Annotated in this window: 9 protein-coding genes; 5 read left to right on the top strand and 4 right to left on the bottom strand. The window is 57.5% G+C overall.

Annotated features, from left to right (window positions below; genetic code table 11):
• Window positions 1–253: 253 nt before the first annotated feature.
• Window positions 254–841 (top strand): aminoacyl-tRNA hydrolase, encoded by a 588-nt coding sequence (gene pth / locus MXF20_RS15225; protein WP_325970102.1) that lies wholly within the window; start codon window positions 254–256, stop codon window positions 839–841.
• Window positions 842–948: 107 nt separating this feature from the next.
• Window positions 949–2,040 (top strand): redox-regulated ATPase YchF, encoded by a 1,092-nt coding sequence (gene ychF, locus MXF20_RS15220; protein ID WP_021509931.1) that lies wholly within the window; start codon window positions 949–951, stop codon window positions 2,038–2,040.
• A gap of 104 nt (window positions 2,041–2,144) precedes the next feature.
• Here the strand turns inward: ychF and uxuR are convergent, their stop codons facing one another.
• From uxuR to uxuA, 4 genes are all read right to left on the bottom strand, one after another.
• On the bottom strand, window positions 2,145–2,921 hold the full coding sequence (gene uxuR, locus MXF20_RS15215) for a Uxu operon transcriptional regulator (protein ID WP_325970101.1): 777 nt from the start codon (window positions 2,919–2,921) through the stop codon (window positions 2,145–2,147).
• A gap of 74 nt (window positions 2,922–2,995) precedes the next feature.
• Entirely contained in the window at window positions 2,996–4,414 is a 1,419-nt protein-coding gene (gene uxaC, locus MXF20_RS15210; RefSeq protein WP_325970100.1) for a glucuronate isomerase, read from the bottom strand.
• The gene (locus tag MXF20_RS15205) at window positions 4,411–5,892 is read right to left on the bottom strand and encodes a fructuronate reductase (RefSeq protein WP_325970099.1); all 1,482 of its coding nucleotides are present in this window, start codon (window positions 5,890–5,892) and stop codon (window positions 4,411–4,413) included. The genes uxaC and MXF20_RS15205 overlap by 4 nt, the downstream gene beginning before the upstream one ends.
• A gap of 64 nt (window positions 5,893–5,956) precedes the next feature.
• On the bottom strand, window positions 5,957–7,135 hold the full coding sequence (gene uxuA / locus MXF20_RS15200; protein WP_325970098.1) for a mannonate dehydratase: 1,179 nt from the start codon (window positions 7,133–7,135) through the stop codon (window positions 5,957–5,959).
• Between the two features lie 363 nt (window positions 7,136–7,498).
• Here uxuA and MXF20_RS15195 point away from each other — a divergent pair, with 363 nt between their 5' ends.
• From MXF20_RS15195 to MXF20_RS15185, 3 genes are all read left to right on the top strand, one after another.
• The gene (locus MXF20_RS15195) at window positions 7,499–8,800 is read left to right on the top strand and encodes an MFS transporter (protein WP_325970097.1); all 1,302 of its coding nucleotides are present in this window, start codon (window positions 7,499–7,501) and stop codon (window positions 8,798–8,800) included.
• Between the two features lie 11 nt (window positions 8,801–8,811).
• Entirely contained in the window at window positions 8,812–11,205 is a 2,394-nt protein-coding gene (locus tag MXF20_RS15190) for a glycoside hydrolase family 31 protein (protein ID WP_325970096.1), read from the top strand.
• Window positions 11,206–11,609: 404 nt separating this feature from the next.
• Window positions 11,610–11,882: a hypothetical protein gene (locus tag MXF20_RS15185; protein WP_325970095.1), complete on the top strand. Its 273-nt coding sequence runs from the start codon at window positions 11,610–11,612 to the stop codon at window positions 11,880–11,882.
• Window positions 11,883–12,061: the final 179 nt, after the last annotated feature.

The raw sequence follows: 12,061 nt of genomic DNA, 5'->3' as shown, positions 1-12,061 counted from the left end.
TCCATCCTTTTGAGCAAAGCAGAAAACAGCACGTTTGGTTAACTGGTCATAAGTTTAGGCAATGGCTGGCGGTTAAGATGCGTACAGGATCACACATCCTTCACAATGTCTGACAAATCTTTACCGCCAGCACTTTGATTTCGATAGAAATTGATTAGTCACCTTCGGTCATTAATCTGCGGTTGCGCCCTTTGTCATCCCTCGCCACAGGCAGTAAACTATCGCCCTTTCGCAGCGAGACAGGATAAACATCGTGAGCAGCATTAAACTGATTGTGGGGCTGGCCAATCCCGGCGCTGAATACGCGGCAACGCGCCATAATGCCGGCGCCTGGTATGTCGATTTACTTTGCTCGCGCCATAATCAGTCCCTCAAAGAGGAGCCGAAGTTTTTCGGCTACACCGCGCGCTTGTCGCTGGCCGGTGAGGATGTGCGCCTGCTGGTGCCCACTACCTTCATGAACCTGAGCGGCAAAGCGGTGGCGGCGATGGCGACCTTCTATCGCATTACGCCGGAAGAGATTCTGGTGGCACACGATGAAATGGATCTGCCACCGGGCGTGGCGAAATTCAAACAGGGCGGCGGCCACGGCGGCCATAACGGCCTGAAAGACATCATCAGCAAGCTCGGTAATAACAACAATTTCCATCGCCTGCGCGTCGGCATCGGCCATCCGGGCGATCGTAACAAGGTCACCGGATTTGTGCTCGGCAAGGCACCGGCCAGTGAGCAGAAGCTGATTGACGATGCCATCGATGAAGCGGTGCGCTGCACCGAGCTGTGGCTGAAAGAGGACAAGATTAAGGCGATGAACCGCCTGCACGCCTTCAAAGCCAGCTAAGCCAATTCCCGCGCCGCCGCAGGGAATTCTGTGTATAATGCGCGAAAATTTTTGAATCAGTCGGCGCTGCCTGCCAGCGCTGCACACTCAGTGAGAAAGGTAAGATCATGGGATTTAAATGCGGTATTGTGGGCCTGCCGAACGTCGGTAAATCCACCCTGTTCAACGCGCTGACCAAAGCGGGTATCGAAGCAGCCAACTTTCCGTTCTGCACCATCGAACCCAACACCGGCGTGGTGCCGATGCCTGACCTGCGCCTCGATCAGCTGAGCGAGATTGTTAAGCCACAGCGCGTGGTGCCAACCACCATGGAATTCGTGGACATCGCCGGTCTGGTAAAAGGCGCGTCTAAAGGCGAAGGCCTGGGCAACCAGTTCCTGACCAACATCCGTGAAACCGAAGCCATCGGCCACGTGGTGCGCTGCTTTGAAAACGACAACATCATTCACGTCTCCGGTAAAGTAAACCCGGCGGAAGATATTGATGTGATCAACACCGAGCTGGCGCTGTCGGATCTCGACACCTGCGAACGTGCCATTCAGCGCTGCCAGAAGAAAGCCAAAGGCGGCGACAAAGATGCCAAAGCTGAACTGGCCGCGCTGGAGAAGTGCCTGCCGCATCTGGAAAACGCCGGTATGCTGCGCTCGCTGGCGCTGGACGCCGATGAGAAAGCGGCCATCCGCTACCTCAGCTTCCTGACCCTGAAGCCGACCATGTACATCGCCAATGTCAACGAAGACGGTTTCGAGAACAACCCGTATCTCGACCAGGTGCGCGCGATTGCTGAAGCTGAAGGTTCCGTGGTGGTGCCGGTGTGTGCGGCAGTGGAATCGGACATCGCTGAACTGGAAGATGAAGAGCGCGACGAATTCATGGCCGAACTGGGCCTGGAAGAGCCGGGCTTGAACCGCGTGATCCGCGCTGGTTACGCCCTGCTCAACCTGCAGACCTACTTCACCGCAGGCGTGAAGGAAGTGCGTGCCTGGACCATCCCGGTTGGCGCCACCGCACCGCAGGCAGCCGGTAAAATCCACACCGACTTCGAGAAGGGCTTTATCCGCGCTCAGACCATCGCGTTCGAAGATTTCATCACATACAAAGGTGAACAGGGCGCGAAAGAAGCCGGCAAAATGCGTTCTGAAGGTAAAGAGTACATCGTGAAAGATGGCGATGTAATGAACTTCCTGTTCAACGTCTGATTGGCTTTCAGGATGTCATGAGGTTCCACTCATCTCATGAACCTGGAAATAAAAAATCCACGCAATGGCGTGGATTTTTTTATGGCTGAAGCCCTGTCGCCAGGCTAATTATCCGGTCCGTTAGTGGCATACAGCGGCCATGACTCAAACAAATAGCCGTCGAAATCAATGTCGTCCACATCGGAGAACTCCAGCAGCAGCTGCTTGACGTTCTCCAGATGCTGCCACATCGCCTGTTTCGCGGCGCGCGCGTCTTTCTTGATTAAGGCGGCGAGGATCTTTTTATGATCGTCGAGCCATTTTTTGCGGTAGTTGGTGTTGATCAGATGCCGGTGCAGCTGGCTCCACATCACGTTGTCTTCGCGCCACTGCCAGGATTGCTTAAACAGCTCCACCAGCATGCTGTTGTGCGTGGCTTCGGCAATCGCCAGGTGGAAATTGCGGTCGCCGTTTTCGCTGTCGTTTACCGCGCCTGACGCCAGCTCGCGCTCTTCCAGCGCCAGCGCCTGACGCATTTTGATGATGTCCTCGCGCGTCGCCTGTAACGCAGCGAATTCGGCGATATTACTTTCCAGCAGCTGGCGGGCCTGCAGCATCTCAAACGGACCGGCCGCATTGCAGGCAGTTTGCGCAGCGGCACGCGGTGCCGGCGTGTCGTTGATCACATAAATGCCTGCGCCACGCCGCACTTCAATCAGCCCTTCCAGCTCCAGCATAATCAGCGCCTCGCGCACCAGCGTGCGCGTGACGTTCAGCAGCATCGCCAGTTCGCGTTCCGGCGGCAAGCGCTCGCCAATCGCGTACTGTTTCTGCGTAATCATGTTGCGAAGCATCTCGCCCACTTCCTGATAGGGTCGCTGTGCTGAAGCTTGTGGTTTCATAACGCTCTTTTCTGCTGGTTCAGACATTAGGCCGCCAAATTTTCTACCCTGCACTATAACACAGGGCGTGATTTTCACCGTGGATTAAGGGTGAAGTAGCGTCGGGCGTTATGGAAGCAGATATCCTGCAACATCGCGCCCAGCGCGGCTTCATCATGCGGCACGATGCCGTCACGCACCCACTCGCCAAACAGATTGCACAGAATACGGCGGAAGTATTCGTGCCGCGTGTAAGAGAGAAAACTGCGCGAATCAGTCAGCATGCCAACGAACTGACTGAGCAGCCCCATCTGCGCCAGCTGCTCCAGTTGCCGCAGCATCCCGTCACGCTGATCGTTAAACCACCAGCCAGAGCCGAACTGCATCTTGCCCGCCATGCCCGCGCCCTGAAAATTACCCGCCATGGTAGCCAGCACTTCGTTGTCACGCGGATTAAGGCAGTAAAGAATGGTTTTTGGCAGCTGGTCATTGGTGTCCATCGCATCCAGCAGGCGCGCCAGCGGCCAGGCAACAGGATGATCGCCGATGGAGTCGAAACCGCTGTCCGGGCCGAGCTGGCGGAACATGCGCGTGCTGTTGTTGCGAATCGCACCAATGTGCAGCTGCATCGCCCAGCCGCGGCGGGCATATTCTGCGCCCAGCCACACCAGCACGGCGGTGCTGAACTGTGCAATATCTTCCTCGCTCAGCGCCGCACCGCTGCGGCGTCTGGCCAGAATGCCATCCAGCACGCTATCAGCGGGTACCGGCGCATAGCGCAGCGTTTCAATGCCGTGATCGGCGGCGCGACAGCCATGGGCGGAAAAGTGATTCAGGCGGCGCAACAGCGCCATACGCAGCGCATCAAAACTGTCGATACTGACATCCGCGGCGGCTTCCAGCCGGGTCAGGTAGTCGGTAAATCCTTCCAGTTCAATCTTGAATACCCGGTCCGGACGCCAGCTCGGTGCGACTTCAATATCAAAGCTGTCGTCTTCGGCTATCTGGCGATGATACTGCAGGGAGTCGATCGGATCGTCCGTGGTCCCCACCATGCGTACGTTCATCTGACGCATGATGCCGCGCGCGGAAAATTCCGGCGTGGCCAGCTTCTCCGCGCATTCATGCCAGATGCGCGGCGCGGTTTCAGGTCCGAACAGCGTGTCAGTGATGCCAAACGGCCGGCGCAGCTCCAGATGCGTCCAGTGATACAGCGGATTGCCGAGCGTTTTCGGCACGGTCTGCGCCCAGGCGAGATATTTATCGTAATCGCTGGTGGTGTTACCGGTGATCAGTGATTCCTCCACGCCCGCCGCACGCAGCGCGCGCCATTTGTAGTGATCGCCCTCCAGCCAGATTTGCCCGAGGTTGGCAAACTGCCGATCCTGCGCAATCTCCTGCGGATTGAGGTGGCAATGGTAATCGTAGATCGGCATCTCCGCCGCCACGTCGTGATACAGGCGACGCGCCACCTCGCTGTGCAGCAGAAAATCATCATCCATAAAGCGCTTCATCTGGCCTCCGGGTTGAGGGATGCCACCGCGGCTCGGGCACCGTGCTGGCACAGGTGGTCATAGGTGTGTTGCAGGTCGGCGACAAAGACCGGATTGGCGGGTAAGTCGTCGCCGAAGATCGCTTTGATGCCCAGCAGGGCTTGTACGCGGGCGGGACCTGAAGGGAACTGCTGATTAATCTGCTCAAACTGAGCAACCAGCGGGTCAGCCACCGGGTAACGCTCACCCTTTTCGTCTTCACCCAGGATGTAACGCATCCATCCCGCAATGCCGAGCAGCAGATGGCGGCAGTCACTGCCGTGGCGCAGATGATAGCGCAGCGAATCCAGCATGCGCTGTGGCAATTTCTGACTGCCATCGCTGGCAATTTGCGCCGTGCGATGGCGCAGTGACGGATTACTGAAGCGCGCAAGCAGTTGATGTGCATAGTCATTCAGATCGCTGCCTGCAGGCATCGTCAGCGTGGCACGCTGTTCATCCAGCATCAGCGACAGCGCGGCCTGGCGGTAAGCGGGCAGTTGCATGGTATCGGCGATAGTTTCACAACCGCCGAGATAGCCAAGGTAGGCCAGGAATGAGTGCGTGCCATTCAGCAGACGCAGCTTCATCAACTCGTAGGGGGCAACATCCGGAACAAATTGCGCACCCACGCGCTGCCAGTCGGGACGTCCCGCCACGAAGTTATCTTCTATCACCCACTGACGAAACGGTTCGCAGGCGACACCGCAGGGATCGGCGGTGCCCAGCAGCTGGGCGATCTCGCGCTGCGTCTCTTCCGTTACGGCCGGCACGATGCGGTCAACCATGGTGCAGGGAAATGTAACCTGTTGGTCAATCCATGCCGCCAGTGCCGCATCCTGCCGTTGTGCCAGACCGATTACCGCAGCCCGCGCGACGTGGCCGTTATCCCGCAGATTGTCGCATGACAGCACGGTAAACGGCGCTAAACCGGCTGCACGCCGCAAGCGCAGCGCTTCAACGATAAAGCCAATGGCGGATTTCGGCTGCTGCGGATGCGCCAGATCGTGCACGATTAGCGGGTTGCTGCTGTCCAGCTCGCCCGTAGCGCCCTGCGTGCAGTAGCCTTTCTCGGTCACCGTCAGCGAGACGATGGCGGTTTCGGGTCGGGCAAGGGCATGAAGAATACCGTCACATCCATCCAGAGCCGGATGCAGCGCAGCCTGTACTGAACCGATAACTTTCACTTCATGGCCGCCAGCGCCCTGCTCAGTGACGCTGTAAAGCAAATCCTGCGCGCGCAGTTGTTCCACCAGCTCTCTGCCGCTGGCCGACATCAGGTTGACCTCGCAAATGCCCCAGTCGCTGTCACTTATCTCCAGCAGATGGTGCTGATAAAGCGCCTGGTGCGCACGATGAAACGCGCCGCAGCCGATGTGCACGATGCGCGGCACCAGCCGCTGGTGCTGCCACGCGGGCCGCGCCACCTTAATACTGGCGTCAGCAAGATTGTGTTGCATGTTAACTCCTCAGTGTCCGGCGCAATGTCGCGCACGCCGGGCAAGCGGTACAGGGCGATCGGCGTCAGAAAAAGGCGCGGTGTATCGCCAGCTCAACGCCACGAATCTCAGCCAGCCCTTTCAGCCGGCCAATGGCGGAATAGCCTGGATTGGTTTTCTTGTGCAGATCGTCCAGCATCTGATGACCGTGGTCGGGCCGCATCGGGATCAGGTCTTCCTGGCCCGCATTACGACGCCGCTGCTCCTCTTCGGCAATCGCTTTGATCACCGCAAACATATCGACATCGCCAGCGAGGTGCGCGGCTTCGTGAAAGGTTTTGGGATTGGCTTCACGCCGGGTTGAGCGCAGATGGGCAAAATAAATACGCGGCCCAAAACGTTTCACCATGCCGGCTAAATCATTTTCCGCCAGCACGCCGTAGGAGCCGGTACACATCGTAAAGCCGTTGGCCGGGCTGTCGATGGTGTCGATCATCCACTGCAAATCGTCGGCATTTGACACAATGCGCGGCAGGCCGAGGATCGGACGCGGCGGATCGTCCGGGTGCACCGCCATGCGAATGCCGACCTCTTCCGCGACCGGAATAATACCGCGCAGAAACGTGGCAAAGTGCTCGCGCAGACGGGCTTTATCGATGCCGTCATAGCGCGCCAGCTGAGCGCGGAACTGCGCCAGCGTATAGCCCTCTTCCGCGCCAGGTAAACCGGCGATGATGTTACGCGTCAGCCGCAGCTTGTGCTCGTCACTCATGCTGGCGAAACGCGCAGCGGCCTCGTCTCTCTCTTCAGCGCTGTAATCGTGTTCTGCGCCCTGACGCTGCAGGATATGCAGCTCAAATACCGCGAATTCGATCTGATCGAAACGCAGCGCTTTTGCGCCATCCGGCAGCTCAAACGCCAGATCGGTGCGCGTCCAGTCAAGGATCGGCATGAAGTTGTAACACACGGTGTGGATGCCGCACTGTGCCAGATTGCGCAGCGACTGCTGATAGTTGCTGATCCACTGCTGGCACTGACCGCTGCCGGTTTTGATCTCCTCATGGATCGGCACGCTCTCCACCACCGACCACACCAGTCCGGCCGCCTCAATCATCGCTTTGCGCTGCATGATTTCCTCCACCGGCCACACCTCGCCGTTCGGAATGTGGTGCAGGGCAGTCACAATGCCGGTAGCGCCCGCCTGTCGGGCATCAGCGAGCGAAACGGGATCGTCAGGGCCATACCAGCGCCAGGTTTGCTTCATGTCGTTATCTCCTGCGGGCCTGAACATCAGGTTCAGCTCCGTTATTTTGGTTGACCAATTTATCAGGTAACGCGATTTATCATCAATCAAAAGCGCCCTCTGCCGCTGAAAATCGGCTTTTCATCGCCTGATGTCAACCTGATGAATGATTTTGGTTAACCAGATCACAAATACCACACCAGGCTGGCGACCACTTGCTCTAACTGTGGTTCACTCCCGGCGGATGGTTAAAACAGGACGCATCGCGCCGCCTCCCCGCAATGACGGACAAAACGCGATGCGCTGGCCGGGTTGGACTCCACCACCGGCCAGGCAGTCACAGACGTTGCTCATACATGTTGTTAATAATGATTGGAGAATCCGATGAACCGCAGTTTGAATCCAGGGATTGCCGCAACCGGCACGAAGCGCGTCATCCGTCATCTGCGCTGGTGGGTGCTGGTGCTGTTTCTGGCGGGCGTCACCGTCAACTACATCACTCGTAACTCGTTAGGCATTCTGGCACCCGAGCTAAAAACCAGTCTTGGCATTACCACCGAACAATATTCATGGATCGTTGGCGCGTTTCAGCTGGCGTACACCTTCTTTCAACCAATCTGCGGCTGGCTGATCGACGTGATTGGCCTCAAGCTCGGCTTCTTTATCTGCGCCACCATCTGGGCGCTGGCGTGTCTGTTCCATGCAGGCGCCGCCAGCTGGTTGCACCTGGCTATCTTGCGCTTTGTCATGGGCGGAGCTGAAGCGGCCGCCACGCCGGCTAACGCCAAAGTGATTGGTGAGTGGTTCCCGAGAAAAGAACGTCCGATCGCCGCCGGCTGGGCTGGCGTCGGCTTTTCAATCGGCGCCATGCTGGCACCGCCGATTATCTATTTTGCCCACGCCTCGTTTGGCTGGCAGGGCGCATTTCTCTTTACTGGCTGCCTGGCGCTGGGCTGGGTGGTGCTGTGGTGGCTGTTATACCGCGATCCGGAACGTAACCCGAATCTCAGCAGCGATGAGCTGGCCTTTATTCGTCAGGATAATGAGCCGCCAGCGGTCAAACTGCCGTTCTTTAAAGCCCTGAAAACCGTCTCCGGAAACAAGCGTTTTTACGGCATCGCCATTCCCGCGTTTATGGCCGAACCGGCCTGGGGCGTGCTGAGTTTCTGGGTACCGCTTTATCTGGCAAAAGATCTGGGAATGGATTTAAAGCAGATTGCCATGTTCGCCTGGCTGCCGTTCCTCGCGGCGGATCTCGGCAGCGCGGCCAGCGGTTACCTGACGCGTCTCTACACCCGGCTGTTTGGCTTCAGGCAGGTGAATTCCGTTGTCGCCAGCTCGGTCACCGGCGCCTTTCTGATGCTGTCGCTGGCGCTGGTGGCAATGACCAAAGATCCCTATGTCGCGATTGCCCTGATCTCCATTGGCGGCTTTGGTCATCAGATCATCTCCTGCATGTTAAGTGCGCTGGTAGTGGAAAAATTTGATAAGGGGCAGATGGCGACGGTGAATGGCATGCGCGGCTCGTTCGCCTGGATCTCCAGCTTCCTGTTTTCGCTGGTGATTGGCGTGACGGCCGACAAAATTGGCTTCAACCCGCTGTTTGTCGCCATGGGGTTCTTTGACCTGATCGGTGCAGTCTTCCTGATTGCGTTTATTGCTGAGCGTCGTTCAGCGACCCAATGAAGTAGGTAACGATGAAAACGTTAAAAAACTGGTCCGTAGTCCATTCAGATCGTCACCATGTGGTGCTCAGCGTCGATGGTAAACACCAATTATGCCTGTACGTGCTGGAAAAAGGCCTGTTCCGCGTGGTAATCAAGCGCCACGGCAACTACAGTCTGGACCGCACCTGGAGCATTGCACCCGAACAGGACGTTCCCTGGGAAGGGCGTCCGCGCGACAGCCTGGCCGGGTTCAGCCTGCCCGGTTTTACGCTGAAAGAGGAAGGCCATTGTCTGACCATTTGCACCGACACGCTGCGCGTGATCGTGCGTCAGCCGCTGGCACTGGAGTGGCAGTACTGTGATGCCGCCGGTCACTGGCAACTGCTGACCAGCGATCGCCCCACCAGTGCCTATCAGATCAACGCGCACGGCGACGGCGTGGCACACTATCAGCGCCGCATGGCGGATGACCGTTACTACGGCCTGGGTGAAAAAACCGGCGATCTGCAGCGCAACGGCAAACGCTATGAGATGCGCAATCTGGATGCCATGGGCTATAACGCCTCCTCCACCGATCCGCTCTACAAACATGTGCCCTTCACCCTCACGCGGCGTAACGGCGTCAGCTTCGGTCTGTTTTACGATAACCTCAGCACCAGCTGGTTCGATCTGGGTAATGAGCTGGACAACTATCACCAGCCCTACCGTCGCTGGCAGGCGGAAAGCGGTGACATTGATTATTACCTGTTTGTCGGCGAACGGGTGCTGGATATTACTAAAACCTTCGTGCGCCTGACCGGCAAAACGCTGTTCGGACCCAAATGGAGTCTGGGTTACAGCGGCTCGACCATGCATTACACCGATGCGCCGGATGCGCAAAACCAACTGATGAACTTCATCCGCCTGTGTGAAGAGCACGCTATTCCGTGTGACTCCTTCCAGCTCTCCTCGGGCTATACCTCCATCAATAACAAGCGGTATGTGTTCAACTGGAACTATGACAAGGTGCCGCAGCCGGAAGCGATGAGTCAGGCGTTTCACGACGCCGGGCTGCGCCTGGCGGCCAACATCAAACCCTGCCTGCTGCAGGATCATCCGCGCTACGACGAAGTGGCGGCTCAGGGGCTGTTTATCCGCGATTCGGAAGAGGATGTGCCAGAGCGCTCGGTGTTCTGGGACGATGAAGGATCGCACCTCGATTTCACCCATCCGCAGACCGTGGCCTGGTGGCAGGAGAACGTCACCCGTCAGCTGCTGGAAAAAGGCATCGACGCCACCTGGAATGATAACAACGAGTATGAAGTGTGGGATGGCGAAGCGCGCTGTCACGGCTTCGGCACGCCGATTGCCATCAAGCATATTCGCCCGGTGATGCCGCTGCTGATGATGCGCGCCTCGATGGAAGCGCAACAGCGCTTTGCGCCTGAACAGCGACCGTTTCTGATTTCACGCTCCGGCTGCGCCGGCATGCAGCGCTACGTGCAGACCTGGAGCGGCGATAATCGCACCAACTGGACCTCGCTGCGCTACAACATCCGCATGGGCCTCGGTATGAGTCTGTCTGGCTTGTATAACGTCGGCCACGACGTCGGCGGCTTCTCCGGCGATAAACCCGATGCGGAGCTGTTTGTACGCTGGGTGCAGAATGGCGTCATGCATCCGCGCTTCACCATTCACTCGTGGAATGACGATCACACCGTGAATGAGCCGTGGATGTATCCTTCGGTCACGCCCGCGATTCGTGCAGCCATCGCGTTGCGCTATCGCCTGATGCCGTATCTCTACCAGCTGCTGTGGCAGGCGCATGCCGATGATGAACCGATGCTGCGTCCGACCTTCCTCGATCATGAACACGACGCCCAGACGTTTGCGGAGTGCGATGAGTTCCTGCTGGGTCGCGACCTGCTGGTTGCCAGCGTGGTGGAACCCGGCCAGCGTGAGCGCAGCTTGTGGCTGCCCGACAACCAGACAGGCTGGTACGATTTCGCCACGCAGCAGTGGTACAGCGGTGGTCAGTGGATCACCCTGCCTGCGCCGCTGGAAACGCAGCCGCTGCTGGTGCGCGCAGGTGCGGCACTGCCACTCAGCGAGCGTATTGCTCACGTCGACGCCGCGGCAGACGATCGTCGCACGCTGCAGCTCTATCCGTTGCAGGGCAAAGGCGTGAGCCGCGGCGAACTGTTCGAAGATGATGGCGAATCCTGGGGTTATCAGCAGGGCAATGCGCTGTGGCTGCAGTGGGAAATGCGCTGCGAAGCCTCAGCCATTCACCTCACGCTGGGGCGCAAAGGTGACTATCAGCCGGCATGGCAAACGTTGCAGATTACCCTGCCCGCCGGTGAACAGCGTGCGCTGTATATCGACGGTGTCGCCGCAGACGCTGCGTCAGCCGACGTGACGCTGGCTCAGATTTCCCGCAGCTGATAAAAAATAAGAGCGCACCGATGTCAGGTGCGCCTGATTAGCTTCATCACAGCCCGCTTGACGCATTTCTCCCTCACCGGCTTACACCCTCACCCTCTCTGCCCTTTTTCTGTCCTGACGTGATACCGATAATAAATCTATCCGGTTTAATACGCTTATTTCACCGCCCTGCTCACCCGATTAATCCTGGTTGCTTACTAATATAATAGCTGCGCTTAATGCGGGCATAACCGTTTTCTGCTGAGGCGATTGCGTAAAACATGACGATGCACTGGCTAAGTCACCGCAATAATATGCCTGAACACGGAAACGCCGCGGTTTAAGCAATATTCAGCTGTGGCGCGCTATTAGTCAGTATGACGCCATTAACCGGGTAATTCCCGACTTCTCAAAGGGCCTCTGTGATGAAAAGATTGCTGTTACCGCTGATCGTTTTACTGACCAGCCATGCCACCCTTGCCGCCGACGGTCAAATCACTTTCATCGGTGCCATCGTTGAACCCTCCTGTGAGTATGCCGTGACGCGCAGCGTCTCGCTGAACTGCACGCGCGAAGGGATTAAAAAGAGCGAAACGCTGCAGGTTAATGGTGCCGCGCGTGAATTACCTTACGCGCTGGGCACCGCGCACATTACCCGGGAGCGTGGTTTGACTTTTCTGCAGGTAGAATATAATTGATGTTTTAAGCCTGATTTACTTAGCTGCTCATTATCGTAGCCACTATCACTCCCTGGCAAAGGAATGCTTTATAAAACAGAGTTTCTCTCAACCCATCCTGGCATTTCACTTCCAAAATAACAGACACCTGATTAATCTGGCCACCAACGCTTCATTCTGCGGATATTTTTAACTGCACG

It is taken from the genome of Pantoea dispersa (assembly GCF_035783935.1).
Classification (GTDB): domain Bacteria; phylum Pseudomonadota; class Gammaproteobacteria; order Enterobacterales; family Enterobacteriaceae; genus Pantoea; species Pantoea dispersa_C.
This window is presented reverse-complemented; position numbering and strand designations above follow the sequence as displayed.